This is a genomic window from Streptomyces sp. NPDC007162, from assembly GCF_040634175.1.
Classification (GTDB): domain Bacteria; phylum Actinomycetota; class Actinomycetes; order Streptomycetales; family Streptomycetaceae; genus Streptomyces.
The window spans coordinates 1-22,199 of the sequence record NZ_JBEYFC010000108.1; the positions used below are offsets into that span (position 1 = coordinate 1).

General features: G+C 70.1%; 17 protein-coding genes. 3 read left to right on the forward strand and 14 right to left on the reverse strand.

What is annotated here, in order from left to right; translation table 11 throughout:
* Positions 1 to 63: 63 nt before the first annotated feature.
* Complete coding sequence (locus ABZ646_RS15615; RefSeq protein ID WP_360518345.1) at positions 64 to 648, reverse strand: helix-turn-helix domain-containing protein; 585 nt, start codon at positions 646 to 648, stop codon at positions 64 to 66.
* Between the two features lie 95 nt (positions 649 to 743).
* Here ABZ646_RS15615 and ABZ646_RS15620 point away from each other — a divergent pair, with 95 nt between their 5' ends.
* Positions 744 to 1,706 (forward strand): zinc-binding dehydrogenase, encoded by a 963-nt coding sequence (locus ABZ646_RS15620; protein WP_360518348.1) that lies wholly within the window; start codon positions 744 to 746, stop codon positions 1,704 to 1,706.
* An 87-nt stretch (positions 1,707 to 1,793) separates the two neighbouring features.
* On the opposite strand, the gene ABZ646_RS15625 is transcribed toward ABZ646_RS15620, so the two are convergent.
* On the reverse strand, positions 1,794 to 2,666 hold the full coding sequence (locus tag ABZ646_RS15625) for a LysR family transcriptional regulator (RefSeq protein ID WP_360518351.1): 873 nt from the start codon (positions 2,664 to 2,666) through the stop codon (positions 1,794 to 1,796).
* Between the two features lie 91 nt (positions 2,667 to 2,757).
* Here ABZ646_RS15625 and ABZ646_RS15630 point away from each other — a divergent pair, with 91 nt between their 5' ends.
* Positions 2,758 to 3,969: an MFS transporter gene (locus ABZ646_RS15630; RefSeq protein ID WP_360518354.1), complete on the forward strand. Its 1,212-nt coding sequence runs from the start codon at positions 2,758 to 2,760 to the stop codon at positions 3,967 to 3,969.
* A gap of 80 nt (positions 3,970 to 4,049) precedes the next feature.
* Here the strand turns inward: ABZ646_RS15630 and ABZ646_RS15635 are convergent, their stop codons facing one another.
* The 11 genes from ABZ646_RS15635 to ABZ646_RS15685 all read right to left on the reverse strand — a co-directional run bounded on the left by ABZ646_RS15635 (position 4,050) and on the right by ABZ646_RS15685 (position 19,937).
* A complete protein-coding gene (locus ABZ646_RS15635) occupies positions 4,050 to 6,023 on the reverse strand; it encodes a TIGR03960 family B12-binding radical SAM protein (protein ID WP_360518357.1) in 1,974 nt (657 codons plus the stop codon).
* Between the two features lie 102 nt (positions 6,024 to 6,125).
* Complete coding sequence (locus tag ABZ646_RS15640) at positions 6,126 to 7,628, reverse strand: CYTH and CHAD domain-containing protein (protein ID WP_360518359.1); 1,503 nt, start codon at positions 7,626 to 7,628, stop codon at positions 6,126 to 6,128.
* A gap of 135 nt (positions 7,629 to 7,763) precedes the next feature.
* The gene (gene rodA / locus ABZ646_RS15645) at positions 7,764 to 8,963 is read right to left on the reverse strand and encodes a rod shape-determining protein RodA (RefSeq protein ID WP_360518362.1); all 1,200 of its coding nucleotides are present in this window, start codon (positions 8,961 to 8,963) and stop codon (positions 7,764 to 7,766) included.
* Positions 8,960 to 11,209 carry a penicillin-binding protein 2 gene (mrdA, locus tag ABZ646_RS15650; protein WP_360518365.1) on the reverse strand — a complete coding sequence of 750 codons (2,250 nt, stop codon included), beginning with the start codon at positions 11,207 to 11,209 and terminating at the stop codon, positions 8,960 to 8,962. Before mrdA ends, rodA begins: the two co-directional genes overlap by 4 nt.
* A gap of 85 nt (positions 11,210 to 11,294) precedes the next feature.
* Complete coding sequence (gene mreD / locus ABZ646_RS15655) at positions 11,295 to 11,972, reverse strand: rod shape-determining protein MreD (protein WP_360518368.1); 678 nt, start codon at positions 11,970 to 11,972, stop codon at positions 11,295 to 11,297.
* Between the two features lie 13 nt (positions 11,973 to 11,985).
* Positions 11,986 to 12,939 (reverse strand): rod shape-determining protein MreC, encoded by a 954-nt coding sequence (gene mreC, locus ABZ646_RS15660; RefSeq protein ID WP_360518370.1) that lies wholly within the window; start codon positions 12,937 to 12,939, stop codon positions 11,986 to 11,988.
* A 155-nt stretch (positions 12,940 to 13,094) separates the two neighbouring features.
* Positions 13,095 to 14,114, reverse strand: a complete 1,020-nt coding sequence (locus tag ABZ646_RS15665) for a rod shape-determining protein (RefSeq protein WP_046734341.1) — start codon at positions 14,112 to 14,114, stop codon at positions 13,095 to 13,097.
* A gap of 327 nt (positions 14,115 to 14,441) precedes the next feature.
* Complete coding sequence (ndk, locus tag ABZ646_RS15670; protein WP_132886821.1) at positions 14,442 to 14,855, reverse strand: nucleoside-diphosphate kinase; 414 nt, start codon at positions 14,853 to 14,855, stop codon at positions 14,442 to 14,444.
* A gap of 64 nt (positions 14,856 to 14,919) precedes the next feature.
* A complete protein-coding gene (locus ABZ646_RS15675; RefSeq protein WP_360518373.1) occupies positions 14,920 to 15,288 on the reverse strand; it encodes a DUF4233 domain-containing protein in 369 nt (122 codons plus the stop codon).
* A 2-nt stretch (positions 15,289 to 15,290) separates the two neighbouring features.
* Positions 15,291 to 16,802 carry a folylpolyglutamate synthase/dihydrofolate synthase family protein gene (locus tag ABZ646_RS15680; protein WP_360518376.1) on the reverse strand — a complete coding sequence of 504 codons (1,512 nt, stop codon included), beginning with the start codon at positions 16,800 to 16,802 and terminating at the stop codon, positions 15,291 to 15,293.
* A 510-nt stretch (positions 16,803 to 17,312) separates the two neighbouring features.
* Positions 17,313 to 19,937: a valine--tRNA ligase gene (locus ABZ646_RS15685; RefSeq protein ID WP_360518378.1), complete on the reverse strand. Its 2,625-nt coding sequence runs from the start codon at positions 19,935 to 19,937 to the stop codon at positions 17,313 to 17,315.
* 136 nt (positions 19,938 to 20,073) lie between these two features.
* Here ABZ646_RS15685 and ABZ646_RS15690 point away from each other — a divergent pair, with 136 nt between their 5' ends.
* Positions 20,074 to 21,057, forward strand: coding sequence for a hypothetical protein (locus ABZ646_RS15690; protein WP_360518381.1), 984 nt, complete (start codon positions 20,074 to 20,076; stop codon positions 21,055 to 21,057).
* Between the two features lie 68 nt (positions 21,058 to 21,125).
* Here ABZ646_RS15690 and clpX read toward each other — a convergent pair.
* The coding region (clpX, locus tag ABZ646_RS15695; RefSeq protein ID WP_360518384.1) for an ATP-dependent Clp protease ATP-binding subunit ClpX at positions 21,126 to 22,199 on the reverse strand (1,074 nt) is incomplete at its 5' end.

Below are 22,199 nucleotides of genomic sequence, written 5' to 3' on the forward strand. Positions count from 1 at the left end.
GCCGCAGCGGGGTCTGCGAGGAAGAGCCCGTGGGGGGACGCCCTCGCAGCCCCTCGCATGTCGTCACACGTGCGTCGGGGGCGTCTGGAACGCCTGGATCACCAGCGCGGCGAAGCGACGTGACGCCGCAACCCGGGTGGTCGGCGACGCGGCGGGGATGCCCCTGTTGGCCACGAGCATGAGGATCAGGTCGTCCAGCACGAAGTCGGGGCGCAGCCGGCCGGTGCTCTGCGCACGACGGGCGAGTTCGGCGATCGAGTTCAGCGTGTGCTCACGGTCCGCAGCGAAGTCCACCGCGTCGGGGAAGGTCACCATGAAGACGTCCGTGAAGCCCCGGTTGCGGGCATGCAGCTCGCAGGTCCTCTCGATCACACGGCAGAAGCCGCGCCACGGATCCGGATCGGCAAGCCCCTCGTCGACGATGGCGTGACAGGCCCGCATCTGCTCCATGAACGCTTCGGTGACCAGCGTCTGCTTGGTCGGAAACCGGCGGTACAGCGTGGCGGGGCCCACTTCGGCGCGCCGGGCGATCGCGCGCATCGTCACGTTCAGCCCCTCCGCGGCGAACAGCGTGCGGGCCGCGTCGAGGATGCGGTCACGGTTGCCCTGGGCGTCCGAGCGCAAGGCCTGAGGCAAACGGTCGGTCACCGCTCTCACTTTAGCGAAACGGACGCAGGCGTCCGTTAGCGTCCTGGATCGGCGGGCGGCTCCGTCCCCACCGGCCCCGGAAGCAGGAGACGACCTTGAGAGCAGTCACGATCCAGACGTTCGGAAGCGCCGAGGGCCTGGCGGTCGTCGACCTTCCGGCCCCGGTCCCCCCGCGCGGACATGTGCTGATCGACACCGAGGCGATCGGCGTCGGCGGTGTCGACGCCCTGGTCCGCAGGGGTGCCTTGGCCGCCTATGGCTTCAAGGAGGGCCATGTCCCCGGCAGCGAAGTGGCGGGCACGGTGACGGCGGTCGGCGACGAGGCCGACACGTCATGGATCGGTCGGCGTGTGTGGGCGTTCACCGGCGTGGGCGGCGGCTACACGGAGCAGGCCGTCGCCCCGGTCGAGGAGGTCCTCCCCCTCCCCGCGGACCTGTCCGCCACCGACGCGGTGACGCTCGGCGGCTCCGCAGTGGTGGCCCACTTCGCTCTCGCCCGCGCCCGCTTCGGTCCTGGCGAGTCGGTGCTGGTACGCGGCGCGGCCGGCAGCATCGGGATCACGGCGGTCCAGCTCGCGGCCGGTGCCGGTGCCGCAGCGGTGGCTGTCACGACATCGTCGGCCGAGCGCGGCGAACGCCTGCGCAAGCTCGGCGCAACGCACGTTCTGGACCGTTCCGGCGCGGGCGACGAGGACGCTCCCGCCGGCTACGACGTCGTCATCGACATCGTCGCGGGGACGGACATGCCCTCGTTCTTCGAGAAGCTCAACCCGAACGGCCGCATGGTGGCCGTCGGCATGGTCGGCGGACCGCCGCCGGCCGACTTCGGCATGAGCATGATGGCAGCGTTCCGGAAGTCCCTGTCGTTCGCGACGTTCAGTGCCGACACCGTGAGCGCTCCCGAGCGACGTGCCGTTCGAACCGAACAGTTCGCCGCGGCGGGTCGCGGCGAACTCCACACGGTGGTACACGAGTTGCTGCCGCTGGAACAGGCCGTGCTGGCGCACCGCGCAATGGACGCGGGCGAGGTGTTCGGCAGGATCGTGCTCATCCCGTAGCCGGTCGGGCCGATCTGGCGGGCTTTCGCCGGATCGTCATGGCGCTCCGCACCGCGGCTGATGAACGGGACGTGCCGGGAAGAGGGGTCAATAGGCCGCGAGCAACTGCTCGAGCAGAGCCGCGGTGGCTTCGCCGGTCGTGGTCCGCGTCACGACGTTGAACTCCCAGGTGATGCGCTCGTTCAGAGGGACGACCGCGATGTCCTCGCTTGGCGGGATCAGCAGTTCGGGAAGCAGCGCGATGCCGAGGCCGTTGGCGACGAAGACCGGGATCGAGCTGGTCTCGGTCGCCTCGACCGCGACGTCGCGCACCACTCCGCGGGCGCCGAGCGCGGCGTCGAGGACGTCCCGGTTGCCGAAACCGGCAGGCGCGTCCACGAAGCGCTCATGCGCGAGGTCGTTCAGCGCCAGTCCCGCGCGTGATGCGCATTCATGGTCGGCCGGGAGGATGACCGCGTAGGGCGTTGTCGCCAGCCGGTGCACGGCAAGGCCCGGGCCCGCGGTGGCCGCTGGGAGCCCGTACAAGCTGAGATCGAGCCGCCCCCGCCGTACGGCGTCGGCGAGCTCCGCCGAGCCGGACGAAGACGCGCGCAGTCGGAGGTCGACGAGCGGGTGTTCGCGGTGAAAGGCGCCGATGACGCGCGGGATGGCGAGGTAGCTCACGCTGGAGAACACCCCGATGCGCAGTTCGCCCCGCAGTTCGCCTCGCGGGTCGGCCGCGGTGCGGGCGCGTGCCTCGGCGTCGGCGAGCGCGCGCAGCGCAGGCAGCACCGCTTCTCCGGCAGCGGTGATCCGCACCCCTCGCTGGTCTCGCTCGAAGAGCGCGGTGCCGAGCTCTCGTTCCAGCGCCCGAACGCCGGCGGAGACGGTCGACTGTGCTGCGTAGACGCGTTGCGCGGCACGGGTGAAGCTCAGCTCGTCGGCGACCGCGATCGCATACTCGACCAGTCGGGTATCCATGTGCCTGTCCCCGGGCTCCATCGTTTGTGTCGATAACGGTGACCAAGAGTATGCGTTGGACGCGATGACATGAGGTGTCGAGCATGGAGGAATGACGACAACCACTGCTCCGGCCCCGACTCCGGCCACCGGACGACTTCCGCACGGGGCGGGGTTCTGGATCATCGCGCTCGCCTTCAGCACCGAGCTGGCGTTCTGTGCCGTCCCGACGCCCCTCTACGCGATCTACCAGCAGCGCGACGGCTTCCCGACGATCATCCTCACCATCATCTTCGGCGCATACGCGGTCGGGGTCATGCTGAGCCTGTATCTCGCGGGTCATGTCTCCGACTGGCTGGGACGCCGACGCGTGATCCTCGGCTCGCTGCTGGTCAACCTGCTGGCCGCGATCCTCTTCCTCGTCCGCGACGACGTCGCCGGCCTCATCGTCGCCCGCTTCATCAGCGGACTCGGCATCGGCATCCTCACCGCCACGGCGACCGCGCACCTCTCCGAGCTCGCTGCGGCGGCTCACCACGTCAAAGGTCGCGTCGCCCTCGTGTCGACCTTCGCAAACCTCGGCGGCATCGGCGTCGGCCCTCTGATCGGCGGGCTCATCGCGACCTGGTCCACGCGACCGCTCATCGTCCCCTACGCGGCGTTCGCCATCCTCCTGCTCGTCGAAGGGATCATGGTCGCCTTCGTTCCCGAGACCGTTGAGCGCCGTGCGCAGCGCCCTGCCTACCGGCCGCAGCGCGTCGCAGTGCCGACGGCGGGGAGGGGCGCGTTCTGGGCGGCCGGAGCGGCGGCGTTCGGGGCGTTCTCGGTGTTCGGCACCTTCATGGGACTGTCCTCGACCTTCCTCGTCGGCCTCCTCGGGCTGCACTCGCACCTGCTCGCCGGCCTGTCGCCCTTCGTCGTCTTCATGGCGGCAGCCCTCGCGCAGATCCTCACCGTACGGCTGGCGATGCGCCCCCAGATCGGGCTCGCCGTCGCACTCGCCGCGCTCGGGCTCGTGAGCATCGGCGTTGCCGCCGTCGTCGCCTCGCTCCCGCTCTTCCTCATCGGCGGCGGGGTCGCGGGCGCAGGGATCGGCATCCTGTTCCGAGCCGCCCTCGGCACCGTCGCCGCGGTCGCGGATGCGGAGCGTCGAGGCGAGGCGCTCGCCGGCGTCTTCCTCATCGCCTACGCCGGCATGACCATCCCGCCACTCCTCACCGCCGGCGCGCTCAGGGTCTGGCCCACGGTCACCGTGCTCGTCGGCCTTGTCACCCTCGCCGCGATCCTTGTCGCAGTCTCGGGCTCCCGGATGCTTCGACGCTGAAACTCCACCGGAGCGGAGCGCAACCGGGAGCCGGCAGCGGCGTACGGACATATGCCGACAGCGCCGCCGGCGGTGGCACCTCAGTGCGCGTGACCACTCGAAGCGGGCGCGTTCTTGACCGTCAGAGGAAGAAGCTTCTTCCCGGTGGGGCCGATCTGGATGTGGGTGTCCATCTGCGGGCACACCCCGCAGTCGAAGCAGGGGGTCCAGCGGCAGTCCTCGACCTCTGTTTCGTCGAGGGCGTCCTGCCAGTCCTCCCAGAGCCAGTCCTTGTCGAGGCCCGAGTCGAGGTGGTCCCAGGGGAGGACCTCCTCGTAGGTGCGTTCGCGGGTGGTGTACCAGTCGACGTCCACGCCGTAGGGGGCGAGGGCCTTGTCGGCGCAGGCCATCCAGCGGTCGTAGGAGAAGTGTTCACGCCAGCCGTCGAAGCGGCCGCCGTCCTCGTAGACCGCGCGGATGACGGCGCCGATGCGGCGGTCGCCGCGGGACAGGAGGCCCTCGACGATGCCGGGCTTGCCGTCGTGGTAGCGGAAGCCGATGGAGCGGCCGTACTTCTTGTCGCCGCGGATCTTGTCCCGGAGCTTCTCCAGGCGCGCGTCCGTCTCCTCGGCGGAGAGCTGCGGGGCCCACTGGAAGGGGGTGTGCGGCTTGGGGACGAACCCGCCGATGGAGACCGTGCAGCGGATGTCGTTGGAGCGGGAGACCTCGCGGCCCTTGGCGATCACGTTCATCGCCATGTCGGCGATCTGCAGGACGTCGTCGTCGGTCTCGGTGGGCAGGCCGCACATGAAGTACAGCTTCACCTGGCGCCAGCCGTTGCCGTAGGCCGTGGCGACGGTGCGGATGAGGTCGTCCTCCGAGACCATCTTGTTGATGACCTTGCGCATGCGCTCGGAGCCGCCCTCGGGGGCGAAGGTCAGGCCGGAGCGGCGGCCGTTGCGGGTCAGTTCGTTGGCCAGGTCGACGTTGAAGGCGTCGACGCGGGTGGAGGGCAGCGAGAGGCCGATCTTGTCTTCCTCGTAGCGGTCGGCCAGGCCCTTGGCGATGTCGCCGATCTCCGAGTGGTCGGCGGAGGAGAGGGAGAGCAGGCCCACCTCCTCGAAGCCGGTGGCCTTCAGGCCCTTCTCCACCATGTCGCCGATGCCGGTGATGGAGCGCTCGCGGACCGGGCGGGTGATCATGCCTGCCTGGCAGAAGCGGCAGCCGCGGGTGCAGCCGCGGAAGATCTCGACGGACATGCGTTCGTGGACGGTCTCGGCGAGCGGGACCAGCGGCTGCTTGGGGTACGGCCACTCGTCCAGGTCCATGACGGTGTGCTTGGAGACGCGCCACGGGACGCCGGAGCGGTTGGGGACGACGCGGGCGATCCGGCCGTCGGGGAGGTACTCGACGTCGTAGAACGCCGGGATGTACACGGAGCCGGTCCTGGCGAGGCGGAGGAGTACCTCCTCGCGGCCGCCGGGGCGGCCCTCCGCCTTCCAGTCGCGGATGATCCTCGTCATGTCGAGGACGGCCTGCTCGCCGTCGCCGATGATCGCCGCGTCGATGAAGTCCGCGATGGGTTCCGGGTTGAAGGCCGCGTGGCCGCCCGCGAGGACGATCGGGTCGTCGAGGGTGCGGTCCTTGGACTCCAGGGGGATGCCCGCGAGATCGAGGGCCGTGAGCATGTTCGTGTAGCCGAGCTCCGTGGAGAAGGACAGGCCGAACACGTCGAAGGCCTTCACGGGGCGGTGGCTGTCCACGGTGAACTGCGGGACGCCGTGCTCCCGCATCAGCGCCTCCAGGTCGGGCCACACGCTGTAGGTGCGCTCGGCGAGGACGCCGTCCTGTTCGTTGAGGACCTCGTAGAGGATCATGACGCCCTGGTTGGGCAGGCCGACCTCGTAGGCGTCCGGGTACATGAGCGCCCAGTGGACGTCGCAGGACTCCCAGGGCTTGACCGTGGAGTTGAGCTCTCCGCCGACATACTGGATCGGCTTCTGCACATGCGGGAGCAGGGCTTCCAGCTGCGGGAACACAGACTCGGCGACCTGGGCGGCGGCTTCGGCAGGCATGTCGCGGACCTTTGTGAGCTGACTTGGGGCACCCCCGGCCGAAGGCTGGGGGAGGGTGACCATCTAGCCTAACGTGCCCGGCGGAGTCCCCCGTACGTCCGCTCAGCCGTGCGCCGCCTTCCTGGTCTTCTTCCAGGCGTGCGGGAGCCCGGCCTCGACGGCCGCCGCCCGCTGTTCCTCGCGGCCGTACAGCAGTCCGTAGGTGAAGGCGCTCTCGCCCGCGGCGTGCGCGACCGCGGACAGTTCGCGCAGCGTTTCGCGGGCCATCACGCTGTCCTGGTGTTCGCCGAGCCGGGACTGGAGCGACTTCATGGCTTTGACCAGGGACTTCGCCGGGCTGCCGAGGGCGGGGCGGGCCGCTTCGGCGGCGTAGCGGGTGCGCTTGGACTTCTTGCGGGCCTCGTGCAGGCCGAGGTCGCGGTCGTGGCCGGGGGGTTCGGCCATGGCCGTCTCGATCAGGCCGGTGAGCTTGTCGAAGTCCTTGCGTACGGCCTTGGCGAGCACCTTCTCGGGGTCCTTGGCGGCCGCTTTCAGCAGGGGCGGGTCGGAGATCAGGGCGTCCAGGGTGTCGAGGAGGTCGAGGTAGCGCGGGGAGTCCAGGACGCCGAGCAGGCGGTGCCGGGAGCCGCGCTCACCGGCGTCGGCCCAGGCCCGCAGCCGGTCGTGGACGGGGCCCGAGACCAGGGCGGGGGGCGTGTCGGCGAGGGCGCCGGAGAGGCGTTCGGCGAGGACTTCCAGGTCGCGGCCGAGGCCGAGTTCGCCGGCCAGCCATTTCAGTTCGGCGGCGACCGGGTCGGTGATCTTCCGGTCGAGGACCTTGCCGAAGGTGCGGAACGTGCTGCGCAGCCTGCGGGTGGCGACCCGCATGTCGTGCACGCCCTCCTCGGTGTCGAGGCGGACGGCGGGGTCGAGGGAGACGATGGCGTCGCGCTGGGCGCGGACGTAGGCGAGGACGTGGTCCCCGGCGGTGGTGGGTTTGCCGGGGGCCGGGGCGGGGTGCGGCTTGCCGCCCTTGGTCTCGGCGAGGGCGCGGGCCAGCTTGGACGGGGAGTCGGAGGGCCTCACGCCGGACTTGCGCAGGCGTTTCTCCACCTTGTCGAGGAAGGCGGGGTCGCCGCCGTCGGCGAGTTCGACCTCGATCTCGGTCCACTGGGCGGTGCCCTCGCCTCCGAAGAGGCGTTCGGCGTGGACGCGGTCCGCGCTCACCTCGGCGAGCAGCCGGCCCCGGGCGTCGACGAGGTTGCGTACGTCGCGTGTGGTGCGCAGCCGGACGACGGGGACGAGTTGGCCTTCGCGGACCCGGGAGCGGGCGAGGGCGGCGAGTTCGCCGGGGACGGTGTCGGCGAGCGGGGCGTGGATCTCGTCGCGGACTCCGGGGGCGACGGGGAGTTTGAGGTGCCAGCCGGCGTCGGCGCCCCCCTTGCGGCGGCGCAGGGTGATCATGGCCGCGGCCAGTCGCAGGTCCGAGGTGTCGTGGTAGGTCGCGTCGAGTTCCGTGGTGCCCTTGTCGAGGACGTTCGCCACGCCTGCGACTCCGGTCAGGTCGGGCAGGCCGCTGTCGTCGGACTCGTACTTGCGCTCGATTTCACGCTTCGTATCCGCCATGAGCTGAATCTAGTGGTTTGGCCGCCTCGGGGGCAGACGTCGATGGAGGTGAATCGCGGGGGAACGGGAAATGCCTGAGGGGTGAAGACGCCGTTGCCGGTGTCCTCACCCCGCGGGTTCCCCGAGGCGCTGCGGCTATGCCGACATCGGCCGCTGCGCCCTGATCGACTGGAGCAGTCCCACCGCCACCCAGACCGCGAACATCGAGGAACCGCCGTAGGACACGAACGGCAGGGGAAGTCCGGTGACCGGCATGATCCCCAGGGTCATCCCGATGTTCTCGAACGCCTGGAACGCGAACCACGCCACGATCCCGGCCGCGACGATCGTGCCGTACAGCTCGGGCGCCTCGCGCGCGATGCGGCAGGCGCGCCACAGGATGACGCCGAGGAGCAGGATGATCAGGCCCGCGCCGACGAAGCCGAGCTCCTCCCCCGCGACCGTGAAGACGAAGTCGGTCTGCTGCTCGGGGACGAACTGGCCGGTGGTCTGCGAGCCGTGGAACAGGCCGGCGCCGGTCAGGCCGCCGGAGCCGATGGCGATCCGGGCCTGGTTGGTGTTGTAGCCGACGCCTGCCGGGTCGAGGCTCGGGTTGGCGAAGGCGGCGAAGCGGGCGATCTGGTACTCGTCCAGGATGTGCAGCTGCCAGATCGCGATGCACCCGATCACGCCGGCGGTGAGCAGGCCGAAGACCCAGCGGTTGGAGGCGCCGGAGGCGAGCAGCACGCCGAGGATGATCGTCACCATGACCAGGACCGTGCCGAGGTCGGGCATGAGGAGCACGACCATGATCGGGACCGCGGCCAGCCCGAGGGACTGCAGGACGGTCCGGTGGTCGGGGTACTTCTTGTCCCCGGCGTCGACCCGTGCCGCCAGTATCATCGCCATGCCCAGGATGATCGTGATCTTCACGAACTCGGCGGGCTGCAGCGAGAAGCCGCCGCCGAAGACGATCCAGTTGCGGCTGCCGTTGATGGTGGCGCCGAGCGGGGTGAGCACCGCGAGGATGCCGACCAGCGACAGGCCGTAGAGGATCGGTACGGCGTTGCGCAGCTGGCGGTGGCCGACCCAGATGGTGCCGATCATCAGGGCGAGCCCGATGCCGGTGTTCATCAGGTGCCGGACCAGGAAGTAGTACTGGTCGCCCTGGTTGATCTCGGTGCGGTTGCGGGTCGCGGAGTAGACCAGCAGGGAGCCGAGCAGGGACAGCGCGACGGCCGCCAGCAGCATCGGCCAGTCCAGCCGGCGGGCCAGCGAGTCGCGGGCGAAGACCCGGGTCCAGCCGGGGCGTGCCGGGCCGTACCCGGAGACGGAGAAGCTGTTGACGCCGGTCATGTGAGCATCCTCCGGCTTCCGCGCCTGCGCGGTTTCCTGCGGGTGGTGCGGTTGCCCGCCGACGGGGAGGCGGTGGTGGCGGCCGGGGTCTGGCCGCCGTTCTGCTGGTCGCCCTGCTGCGAGGCCTGGAAGTCCTTCGCCGGGTCCCTGGAGACCTTCGGGGAGGCGATGGTGCCGTCGGTGCGGACCTTCGGCAGGCCCTGCTGCGGGGTGGGGAGCAGCGCCTTGTTCTTGTCGATGGAGCCGTCGGCCGACACGCCGTAGAGCGCGCTGTAGATGTTGCGGACCGCCTCGCCGGAGGCACCGGAACCGGTACCGGCCTGGGCGATGGTCATGATGACCGTGTAGTCCTTGCTGTAGGTGGCCAGCCATGAGGTGGTCTGCTTGCCGTAGACCTCGGCGGTGCCGGTCTTGCCGTGCAGGGCGATCTTGTCCTGGGGCCAGCCGTTGAACTTCCAGGCGGCGGTACCGCGGGTGATGACGCCGGCGAAGGCGTCGTCCATGCCCCTGAGGGTGGCCTGGCTGACGGGCAGCTTGCGGACGGCCTTGGGCTTGATCTCCTGGACGGACTTGCCGTCGGCGCTGATGATCGCCTTGCCGATGGTCGGCTGGTACTCGGTGCCGCCGTTGGCGACGGCGCCGTAGATCATGGCCTCCTGGATCGGCGTGACGAGGGTGTCGCCCTGGCCGATGGAGTAGTTGATCTCGTCGCCCTCGCGCATCTTGTTGCCTTCGAGGCAGTTCTCGTACTCGATGCGCTCGACGTAGCTGCCGTCCTTCTTGCCGGACTTGCACCAGGCGTCCTTGTTGGCCTTCCAGTAGTCGAGCTTCCACTGGCGGTCGGGGACCCGGCCGGTGACCTCGTTGGGCAGGTCGACGCCGGTCTCCTTGCCGAGGCCGAACTCGTGGGCGGTCTTGAAGAACCAGTCCTTGGGCTCGCCCTTCTTCGGGTTGATGCCGCCGTCCCTCTTCCACTCGCGGTCGGCGAGGCCGTAGAAGACGGTGTCGCAGGAGACCTCCAGGGCGCGGCCCAGGGAGATGTCGCCGAAGTTCTCGCCCTCGAAGTTCTTGAAGACCTGGCCGCCCACCGAATAGGAGCTGGTGCAGGGGTAGCCGCCGTCCCAGGCGTAGCCGGCCTGGACCGCGGCGGCGGTGGAGACCACCTTGAACGTCGAACCGGGCGCGGCCTGACCCTGTATGGCCCGGTTGAGCAGCGGGTAGTCGGAGTTTTTGCCGGTGAGGGCCTTGTAGTCCTTGGCGGAGATGCCGCCGACCCAGACGTTCGGGTCGTAGTCCGGCGCGGAGGCCATGGCGACGATGCGGCCGGTCTTGGCCTCCATCACGACGACGGCGCCCGAGTCCGCCTTGTAGTTCTCGTGGGTGATGTCGTCGTACTGCTGGCGGGCGGTCTTCATGGCCTTGTCCAGCTCGTACTCGGCGACGCGCTGGACGCGGGAGTCGATGCTGGTGACCAGGTTGGCGCCGGGTTCGGCGGCGTCGGACTTGGCCTTGCCGATGACGCGGCCGAGGTTGTCGACCTCGTAGCGGGTGACGCCGGCCTTGCCGCGCAGTTCCTTGTCGTACTCGCGCTCCAGGCCTGAGCGGCCGACCATGTCGGAGCGCAGGTACGGGGAGGAGGTGTCCTTGGCCTGCTGGATCTCGTCGTCGGTGACCGGGGAGAGGTAGCCGAGGACCTGGGCGGTGTGGGACTTGCCGGGGGCCGGGTAGCGGCGCACGGCCTCGGGTTCGGCGGTGATGCCGGGGAAGTCCTCGGAGCGTTCGCGGATCTGCAGGGCCTGCTTGGCGGTGGCCTCGTCGGTGATGGGGATCGGCTGGTACGGCGAGCCGTTCCAGCAGGGCTGGGGGGTCTTGGCGTCGCAGAGGCGGACCTTCTGCAGGACCTCCCCGGGCTTCATGCCGAGGACGCCCGCGAGTTTGGTGAGGACCGCCTTGCCGTCGTCCTTCTGCTTGAGCAGGTCGGTGCGGGAGGCGGAGACGACGAGGCGGGTCTCGTTGTCGGCCAGCGGCACCCCGCGCGCGTCCAGGATCGAGCCGCGCACCGCGGGGTCGACGACCTGCTGGACGTGGTTGCCGGAGGCCTCCTTCTGGTACGCGGCGCCCTCACGGATCTGCAGGTACCACAGGCGGCCGCCGAGGGTGCCGAGCAGGGACAGGACGAGGATCTGGATGACGACGAGACGGATCTGGACCCGTGGGGTCCGACCGGTCTCGGGAATGTTGGTCACTGGGCTGCCTCCCCCTCTCAGCGGTGTGTGTTCGTGTCATATCCGACGGAGCTGTGAACGGCTCCGTCGCCCGACTCCCCCGTGTTCACAGGCGCTTGACCCCCTTGATGCGGCCGACCCGGACGTTGCGGGTGCGGGCCCTGGCCTTCAGGGAGCCGAGGGCGCCGCGCTGGCCGCCGACGCGCAGTCCGGTGCCGGAGGAGATCCAGCCCGAGGAGACGTTCCCGGCCTTGGTACCGGAGTTGGCCTCCGCGAGGGGGTCGTTGTCGGCGCGCCGGGCCAGGGCCATGACGCCGGGGACCACGAACGGGGCGAGCAGCAGGTCGTACAGGGCGGCCGTGATCAGCAGGCTGGTCATGCCGACGTGCCGGGCGGCGGTGTCGCCGACGAGGGCGCCGACGCCCGCGTACAGCAGGGTGGAGCCGACGGCGGCGGCGACCACGACGAGCATCGGGCCGGTCGCGGACTTCAGCCGGCCGTTCTCCGGTTTGATCAGGCCCGCGAAGTAGCCGACGACGCAGAGCACCAGGGCGTAGCGGCCGGCCGCATGGTCGGCGGGCGGGGCGAGGTCGGCGAGGAGGCCGGCGCCGAAGCCGACGAGGGCGCCGCCCACATGGCCGTAGACCATGGCGAGGCCGAGGACGGTGAGGAGCATCAGGTCGGGGACGGCGCCGGGCAGGTGCAGGCGGGCGAGGACGCTCACCTGGATCACCAGGGCGACGACGATGAGCGCGGAGGAGAGCAGGAGCCGGTTGACACGCATGGGGATTCAGCTCCTACTGCTGCTGGCCGGTGGTGTCGGACGCGTTGGCGCTCGCGTCCGCGGACGGGGTGACCGTGACGGTCACCGTGGGGGTCGGGGTCGGCTTGGGCTTGGCCGGGAGCACCTCGTCGCGTGGGTCCTTCTTCGGTGCCTCGACGACCACGCCGACGACGTCGAGCTTGGTGAAGGACACGAACGGCGTGACGTACAGGGTGCGGGTGAGGCCGCCGTTGGAGGGGTCGACGCCGGTGACGGTGCCGACCGGGACGCCGGGCACGAAGGGCTTGTCGGCCTGGGAGCCGAAGGTGACGAGCCGGTCGCCCTTCTTCACCTCGGCCTTGCCGTTGAGGAGTTCGACGCGCAGCGGGCGGTCGCCCTGTCCGGAGGCGAAGCCGAGTTCGTCGCTGCCCTCCATGCGGGTGCCGACGGTGAAGTCGGGGTCGTTGGCGAGCAGCACGGTGGAGGCGTCGGGGCCGACGGTGGTGACGCGGCCGACGAGGCCGTCGCCGTTGAGGACGGTCATGTCCCGTTTGATGCCGTCGTTGTAGCCGACGTCGATGGTGATGGTCCAGGAGAAGCCCTGTGCCGACCCTATGGCGATGACCTGGGCGCCCTTGATGCCGTACTGGCCCTCGGCGGCGATGTTGAGCATCTTGTCGAGCTGGCGCAGGCGGCTGCGGTTGCGGTCGTCGCTGCCGAGCTTCGCCTTGAGGGCGGCGTTCTGGTTCTCCAGCCGGGCGAGGCGGTCGTGCCGTCCGCCGGAGTCGCGGATGGCGGAGACGGCGTTGCCCACCGGGTCCACGACCGTCGACATGCCGTTCTCGATCGGGCCGAAGACCGCGGCCGCGGCCTGCCGGGCGCCGTCGACCGGGGAGTTCCGGCCCCCTCGGATGTCCACCGTGATCAACGCGAACGCGATGGCGATCAGCAGCACCAGGAGCAGCCGGCTCTCTTTCGTGTCCCTCACGTGCGGCGGCCGTGCCTTCCTCAATAGGAACTTGGGGAGCTTGTTGTATGGGGAGTTGGGTGAACAGCGCTCGTTTTGTGTGAGCTTATGCCTCTATATCAACGATCCGCCGCACGAGAGGAGATCATCTCGTACGGCGGAATCGAAGAGATACCTCATCTGCGCGGCTGGGCGTCCAGGACCTGCTGGAGCGCCTCGAATTCCTCGACGCACTTGCCGGAGCCGAGCGCCACGCTGTCCAGCGGGTCCTCGGCGATGTGGATCGGCATGCCGGTCTCCCGGCGCAGCCGCTCGTCCAGACCGCGCAGCAGGGCTCCGCCACCGGTCAGGACGATTCCCCTGTCCATGATGTCGCCGGACAGCTCCGGCGGGCACTTGTCGAGGGTGGTCTTGACGGCGTCGACGATCGCGTTGACCGGTTCCTCGATCGCCTTGCGGACCTCGGCGGCGGAGATGACGACGGTCTTCGGCAGGCCGGACACCAGGTCCCGGCCGCGGATCTCGGTGTGTTCGTCGGAGTCGAGTTCGTACGCGGAACCGATCGTGATCTTGATTTGTTCGGCCGTCCGCTCACCGAGGAGGAGGCTGTACTCCTTCTTGATGTGCTGGATGATCGCGTTGTCCAGTTCGTCGCCGGCGACGCGGATCGACTGGGCGGTGACGATGCCGCCGAGCGAGATGACCGCGACCTCCGTGGTGCCGCCGCCGATGTCCACCACCATGTTGCCGGTGGCCTCGTGGACCGGCAGACCGGAGCCGATGGCGGCGGCCATGGGCTCCTCGATGATGTGCACCTGGCGGGCACCGGCCTGCGAGGACGCCTCGATGACCGCGCGGCGCTCGACACCGGTGATCCCGGAGGGCACGCACACGACCACGCGCGGGCGCGCGAGGTAGCGCCGCTTGTGGATCTTCAGGATGAAGTAGCGGAGCATCCGCTCGGTGATCTCGAAGTCGGCGATCACGCCGTCCTTCAGCGGCCGGACGGCGACGATGTTGCCGGGCGTGCGCCCGATCATCTTCTTCGCCTCCGCGCCGACCGCGAGAATTCCACCGGTGTTCGTGTTGATCGCGACGACGGACGGCTCGTTGAGTACGATCCCGCGACCCCTGACGTACACCAGCGTGTTGGCGGTCCCGAGGTCGACAGCCATGTCACGGCCGATGAACGACATTGAGTTCCCCATCAGGATTCGTCTGGCCTTCCCGGGAGCTTTTGAGGGCATTTCAGGTCGGCGAAGTGGGTGCTGTGACGTGAAGGCTTCCATCGTAGACGCGCCTGCACGAACACTGCGCGAGGGTCTTCGCCATTGTCAGCATGCACGGGGCCGCCTCGCTTGTGGAGACGGTCCAACGGGGCCATGCGTTCCCCCGATCGGCACGCATATGCCGAGGGACGGCCGAAATCGTTCGACCGCCCCAGGTCATGCGGATCGACCGACTGACGCCACATCAGAAAGATCCACGAAAACTCCGTAGGGGGCGCACCGGGCCCCGTGGGGCTATGCGCGGCCCGGGAAGAAGATCTTGACCTCGCGCTCGGCGGACTCCTCGGAGTCGGACGCGTGGATCAGGTTCTCACGGACGATCACGCCGAAGTCACCGCGGATGGAGCCGGGCGCGGCGGCGATCGGGTCGGTGGGGCCGGCGAGGGCGCGGATGCCCTCGATGACCCGCTCGCCCTCGACGATCAGGGCGACGACCGGGCCGGAGGACATGAACTCGACCAGCGGCTCGTAGAACGGCTTGCCGACGTGCTCGCCGTAGTGCTGCTCCAGGGTGGCCCGGTCCAGGGTGCGCAGTTCCAGCGCGGTGATCTGCCAGCCGGCCTTGCGCTCGATACGGCCGATGATCTCGCCGGTCAGGCCGCGACGGACGGCGTCGGGCTTGAGCAGGACGAGGGTGCGCTGGGTCACGAGGGCTCCTTCGGGTACTGACGTGTGCGGTGAGGGCAGGCTACAGGGCGGGTCCGGGGGCCCGTTACGCAGCGTCAGGTGCGGAGGGGGCCTCGGAGGCCTCGGCCTGCGCCGCGAAGCGGGCCTTGGCTTCGTCGATCTTCCGGCCGTAGTGCACCGAGGCCCACCACAGTCCCGCGAAGACCGCGCCCAGGAAGTACATCGTCGGGACGAAGACGCCGGAGGCGACCAGGGCGAGCTGCAGGGCCCAGCCGAGGGCGACGCCGCCCGGGCGGGTGATCACCCCGCACAGGGCCACGCACAGGACCATCGCGATGCCGCTGACCAGCCACACCGTGGCGGTGGACAGGTCGGGGTCCTTCATGGCGACCAGGGCGGCGAAGCCGATCACGAAGAACTCGCCGATCAGCGTGGAGGAACACAGCGTGCGCATGGTCAGCGCCTCCCGAGGAGCAGTCGGGCCTCGCCCACGGTGATGACGGAGCCGGTGACCAGCACACCGCCGCCGGCGAACTCGCCCTCCTCCTCGGCCAGGGTGATCGCGGCCTCCAGGGCGTCCGGCAGCCGCGGTTCGACCTGGACGCGGTCCTCGCCGAACACCTCGACGGCGATCGCGGCCAGTTCGTCCGCGTCCATCGCGCGGTGGCTGGTGTTCTGGGTGATCACGACCTCGGCGAAGACCGGTTCGAAGGCCTCCAGCAGGCCCCGGACGTTCTTGTCGGCGCTGGCCCCGACCACGCCGATCAGCCGGCTGAAGTCGAAGGCCTCGCCGACGGCCTCGGCGGTGGCGCGGGCGCCGGCCGGGTTGTGCGCGGCGTCCAGGACGACGGTGGGAGAGCGTCGTACGACTTCGAGACGGCCCGGCGAGGAGACCGCGGCGAACGCCTTGCGGACCGTGTCGATGTCGAGGGGCTCGGGGCGCTGGGAGCCGACCCCGAAGAACGCCTCGACCGCAGCGAGCGCGACGGACGCGTTGTGGGCCTGGTAGGGGCCGTGCAGCGGGAGGTAGATCCCGTTGTACTCGCCGCCCAGGCCGCGCAGGGTGAGCAGCTGGCCGCCGACGGCGACCTGACGGGCGACGACGCCGAACTCCAGGCCTTCGCGGGCCACGGTCGCGTCCACCTCGACGGCCTTCTTCAGCAGCACCTGGGCCGCGTCCACCGGCTGCTGGGCCAGGATGACCGTCGCGTCCTGCTTGATGATCCCGGCCTTCTCGGCAGCGATCTCCGCGGTGGTCCCGCCGAGCCGGTCGGTATGGTCGAGGTCGATGGGGGTGACCACGGCGACGTCGCCGTCGATGACGTTCGTGGCGTCCCAGGAGCCGCCCATGCCGACCTCGACGACCGCGACGTCCACGGGGGCGTCCGCGAACGCCGCGTACGCCATGCCGGTGAGCACCTCGAAGAACGACAGCCGGTAGTCCTGCTGGGAGTCGACCAGGTCGAGGTAGGGCTTGATGTCGTCGAACGTCTCGATGAACCGCTCGGCGGAGACCGGGGCGCCGTCGAGGCTGATGCGCTCGGTGATCGACTGCACGTGCGGGCTGGTGTAGCGGCCGGTACGCAGGTCGAAGGCGCCGAGCAGGGCCTCGATCATGCGGGCGGTGGAGGTCTTGCCGTTGGTGCCGGTGATGTGGATCGAGGGGTACGAGCGCTGCGGCTCGCCCAGCACGTCCATGAGGGCGGCGATCCGGGCGACCGAGGGCTCCAGCTTGGTCTCGCCCCAGCGGGTGGCGAGTTCCGCCTCCACCGCGCGCAGGGCCCGGTCGACCTCGGGGTCCTCGGGGCGGGCCGGGACGTCGGGCTGCTGCGGACCGCCCTGGGTACGCAGGGTCCGGCTGCCGGCCTCGATCACCGCGAGATCGGGGTCGCGGTCCGTCTCGGCCGAGATGATCTCGTCGAAGTCGTCGGAACTCTCGTTGGGGTCGCGCGGGGGCAGATCACTCACGGGACCAGTCTACGGAGCGACGCGCACCCACGTACGCGCCGGTCGCCGCCGACGGCTGCTGCGCACGGGGTCGCCCCTCCGGCGCGGGGCGGGCCGGGCGACGGGGGGCCGGACGGACACCCGCGGGGGGCCGGTCGGCGGGGCCGGGCCGAGGGGCGGCGGTCGGGGAACGTGCACGAGCGACCGGGGCCGGACGGACACCGCGAGGGGCTGCCGGGCGGCGGCGTGGCCGGTCGGCGGGGCTGCGCCGGGGGGCAGGTCTGCGCCGGGGCGGGGCTGCGTCGGGGGGCCGGCGGTGTGTCGGGGGCGGGGGGTGTTGGTGGTCCGGGGGTGTCGGGGGTCGGGGAGTGAGGACGGGCGACGCGCTCGGTGGCCGCGGAGGACCGGAAGGTGGCGGCATGCCGGTGGGTGGAGCTGCGACGGGGGGCGTGCGGCACGGGGGTGGGCGTGGGCGGGCGCCCGGCGGTCCCTGGAGGTGGGGTCGGCGGGCGCCCGCGGGGACGTTCCGGGTTACGCCTCGGGGAGGCGGTCCAGTTGGGTCTGGAGGCGGGTGATGTCCTCGTCCGCCTTGGCGAGGCGGAGGCGGATCTTGTCGACCACGTTGTCCGGGGCCTTCGCCAGGAACGCCTCGTTGCCGAGCTTGGCCGTCGCCTGTGCCTTCTCCTTCTCGGCCGCCGCGAGGTCCTTCGCCAGGCGCTTGCGCTCGGCGGCGACGTCGATGGTGCCGGAGAGGTCGAGGGCGACCTCGGCGCCGGCGACCGGCAGGGTGGCGGTGGCGGTGAACGCGTCGCCCTCCGGCTGGAGGCGCAGCAGCTGGCGGATCGCGGCCTCGTGCGGGGCGAGGGCGGTGCCGACCAGGGTGAGGCGGGCCGGGACCCGCTGGCCGGGCTGGAGGCCCTGGTCGGCGCGGAAGCGGCGGACCTCGGTGATGACGGACTGGAGGGTCTCGATCTCGCGTTCGGCGGCCTGGTCCCGGAAGCCCGAGTCCTTCGGCCAGTCGGCGATCACGACGGACTCGCCGCCGGTCAGCGTCGTCCACAGGGTGTCCGTGACGAACGGGACGACCGGGTGGAGGAGCTTGAGGGTGACGTCGAGGACCTCGCCGAGCACGCGCTGGGAGACCTCGGCGCCCCGGCCGCCCGCCTGGAAGGTGGTCTTGGACAGCTCGACGTACCAGTCGAAGACCTCGTCCCACGCGAAGTGGAAGAGGGAGTCGGACAGCTTCGCGAACTGGAAGTCCTCGTAGTACGCGTCGACTTCCGCGACCGTCTCGTTCAGACGGGAGAGGATCCAGCGGTCCGTCGCCGACATCTCGGCGGCGTCCGGGAGCGGGCCCTCGACGGTCGCGCCGTTCATCAGCGCGAACCGGGTCGCGTTCCAGATCTTGTTGGCGAAGTTGCGGGACGCCTGGACCCAGTCCTCGCCGATCGGGACGTCGGTGCCGGGGTTGGCGCCGCGGGCCAGGGTGAAGCGGACGGCGTCGGAGCCGTACTTGTCCATCCAGTCCAGCGGGTCGACGACGTTGCCGAAGGACTTCGACATCTTCTTGCCACGCTCGTCACGGACCAGACCGGTCAGCGCGATGGTGCGGAAGGGGACCTCGCCGTCCATGGCGTACAGGCCGAACATCATCATCCGGGCGACCCAGAAGAAGATGATGTCGTGGCCGGTGAGCAGGACGTCGGTCGGGTAGAACTTCCGCAGGTCGGCGGTCTGTTCGGGCCAGCCGAGGGTGGAGAACGGCCACAGGCCGGAGGAGAACCAGGTGTCGAGGACGTCGGTGTCCTGCGTCCAGCCCTCGCCGGCGGGCGGCTGCTCGTCGGGGCCGACGCAGACGACCTCGCCCTCCGGGCCGTACCAGACCGGGATGCGGTGGCCCCACCACAGCTGGCGCGAGATGCACCAGTCGTGCATGTTGTCGACCCAGTCGAAGTACCGCTTCGACATGTCCTCGGGGTGGATCTTGACCCGGCCGTCGCGGACCGCGTCGCCCGCGGCCTTCGCGAGCGGGCCGACCTTGACCCACCACTGCATGGACAGGCGCGGCTCGATGGTGGTCTTGCATCGCGAGCAGTGGCCGACGGAGTGGACGTAGGGCCGCTTCTCGGCGACGATCCGGCCCTGCGAGCGCAGGGCGCCGACGATCGCGGAACGGGCCTCGAAGCGGTCCAGGCCCTGGAAGGGGCCGTGGGCCGTGATGACGGCGCGCTCGTCCATCACGGTGATGGACTCCAGGCCGTGGCGCTGGCCGATCGCGAAGTCGTTCGGGTCGTGGGCCGGGGTGACCTTGACGGCGCCCGTACCGAACTCCGGGTCGACGTGCGTGTCCGCGACGACGGGGATCGTACGGTCCGTCAGCGGGAGCTTGATGCGCTTGCCGACCAGGTGCTTGTACCGCTCGTCGTCGGGGTGGACGGCGACCGCCGTGTCACCGAGCATCGTCTCGGCACGGGTGGTGGCGACGACCAGCGTCTCGTCGCCCTCGCCGTACTTGATGGAGACCAGCTCGCCGTCGTCCTCCTGGTACTCCACCTCGATGTCCGAGATGGCCGTCAGACAGCGGGGGCACCAGTTGATGATGCGCTCGGCGCGGTAGATCAGCTCGTCGTCGAAGAGCTTCTTGAAGATGGTCTGGACGGCCTTGGACAGGCCCTCGTCCATGGTGAAGCGCTCGCGGTCCCAGTCGACGCCGTCGCCGAGGCGGCGCATCTGGCCGAGGATCTTGCCGCCGTACTCTTCCTTCCACTGCCAGACCCGCTCGACGAACTCCTCGCGGCCCAGGTCGTGGCGGGACTTGCCCTCCTCGGCGAGCTGCTGCTCGACCTTGTTCTGGGTGGCGATGCCGGCGTGGTCCATGCCCGGCAGCCACAGCGCCTCGAAGCCCTGCATGCGCTTGCGGCGGGTCAGCGCGTCCATCAGCGTGTGCTGGAAGGCGTGGCCCAGGTGCAGCGAGCCGGTGACGTTCGGCGGGGGGATGACGATGGTGTACGCGGGCTTGTCGCTCTTGGCGTCGGCCGCGAAGTAACCGCGCTCTACCCAGCGCTCGTACAGCGTCCCCTCTACATCGGCCGGCGCGTACTGGGTCGGCAGTTCGGTGCTGGGCGCTGTGGGCTGCTGCTGAGCGTTCTCGGTCACGGGCTCAGTTTAGAGGTGTTGCGGGGCTGTCCCGAAACGCGTTTGTTCTGTAACGGCGAAGACCCCCGTGCCGTGGGTCCCCTGTGACTGAGCCAGGATGTCAGGAACACATAAGCATCTGGAGGGGAACCCAGAGATGAGCTACACCCAGCCGGGCCCGTACGGGGGGCCGCCGCCTCAGCAGCCGGGACCGTACGGGCAGCAGCCGGGCCCGTACGGCGGGCCGCCGCAGGCTCCCCAGCCCGGCTACGGCTACCCCCAGCAGGCCCCGCCGGCACAGCCCGGGCCGTATGGGCAGCAGCCCCCGCAGCCGGGGTACGGCTACCCGCAGCAGGGCGTTCCCCCGCAGCAGAACCCGTACGGTCAGCAGCCGCCGCCCTACGGCCAGCCGCCGTACGGCCAGCAGCCCTACGGCGTTCCGCAGCCGCCGGCTCCGGGCGGCGGGAAGAAGAAGACGGGACTGGTCATCGGGGCGGTGGCCGTGGTGGCGGCGATCGGCGTGGGGGCGTACTTCGTGCTCGGCGGGAGCGGATCCGGCGCGCTGAAGGACGACGGGCCGCACAAGCTGACCGCGCCGGCCTCGCTGCTGTCCGCGAAGTACAAGCGGGTGGGTGACTCCAGCGAGCAGAAGGCGAGTTCGAGCGACGCGAAGGACCTCGCCAAGACCGGTGTCACCGACGCCACCTCGGTCACCGCGATCTACTCGACCGTCGACCTGAAGTCCTTGAACACCAGCGACCCGACGGCCGTGGCGAAGGCGCAGACCGCCGAGAACGTCACCCTGTTCGGGGTCTACGGCACGGTCAAGGACCCGCAGGCCGCGCTGGACGCCACCTTCGCGAACATGAAGAAGGACGGCAGCTCGGACAACAGCGTGCAGTTCGTCGGCGACGCGCAGTCCGTGTCCCCGGCCGGCCTGGACGGCGCGGTGATGAAGTGCCAGCAGGCGAAGGGCAAGAACCAGCTCACCGGCAAGGCCCAGACGGCGTACCTGTGCATCTGGGCTGACTACAGCACCATCGGCATGGTGGAGCCGACGGCGGCGGTCACGTCGTACAGCGTCGACGAGTCGGCGAAGATCGCCGCCGACGTACGGGGTGAGGTGCGCGTCGCCAGGTAGGCGGGCGGAGGAAGACGAAAGCGCCGGGCCCCCTTCGAGGTGGGCCCGGCGCTTTCGTGCTGACGCGGTTACGCCGACTTCTGCTCGCCCGATCCCCGGCCGCGGGCGTCGCGGGGGATCAGGGTCGGGTTGACGTTGGAGTGGACGACGTCGGCCGTGATGACGACGCGGGCCACGTCCTTGCGGGACGGCACCTCGTACATCACCGACATCAGGACCTCCTCCATGATGGCGCGCAGGCCGCGGGCGCCGGTCTGGCGGAGGATGGCCTGGTCGGCGATGGCCTCCAGGGCCTCGCGCTCGAAGTCCAGCTCCACGCCGTCGAGTTCGAAGAGGCGCTGGTACTGCTTGACCAGCGCGTTGCGCGGCTCGACGAGGATCTGGAGGAGGGCTTCCCGGTCCAGGTTGTGGACGCTGGTGATGACGGGGAGACGGCCGATGAACTCGGGGATCATGCCGAACTTGACCAGGTCCTCGGGCATGACGTCCTCGAACTGGTCCTTGGCCTCCAGCTCCCGCTTGGAGCGGATGGTGGCGCCGAAGCCGATGCCCTTGGCGCCCGCCCGGGACTCGATGATCTTCTCCAGTCCGGCGAACGCGCCGCCCACGATGAACAGCACGTTCGTCGTGTCGATCTGGATGAACTCCTGGTGCGGGTGCTTGCGGCCGCCCTGCGGCGGGACGGAGGCCGTGGTGCCTTCGAGGATCTTCAGCAGGGCCTGCTGGACGCCCTCGCCGGAGACGTCCCGGGTGATCGACGGGTTTTCACTCTTCCGCGCGACCTTGTCGATCTCGTCGATGTAGATGATCCCGGTCTCGGCCTTCTTGACGTCGTAGTCGGCGGCCTGGATCAGCTTGAGCAGGATGTTCTCGACGTCCTCGCCCACGTAGCCGGCCTCCGTCAGCGCGGTCGCGTCGGCGATCGCGAACGGGACGTTCAGCATGCGGGCCAGGGTCTGCGCCAGGAGGGTCTTGCCGGAGCCGGTGGGGCCCAGCAGCAGGATGTTGGACTTCGCCAACTCGATGGCGTCGTCGCGGCCTTGGGCGCCGCCGTTCTCACCGGCCTGGACGCGCTTGTAGTGGTTGTACACCGCGACCGAGAGGGCCTTCTTGGCGGGCTCCTGGCCCACCACGTAGCCCTC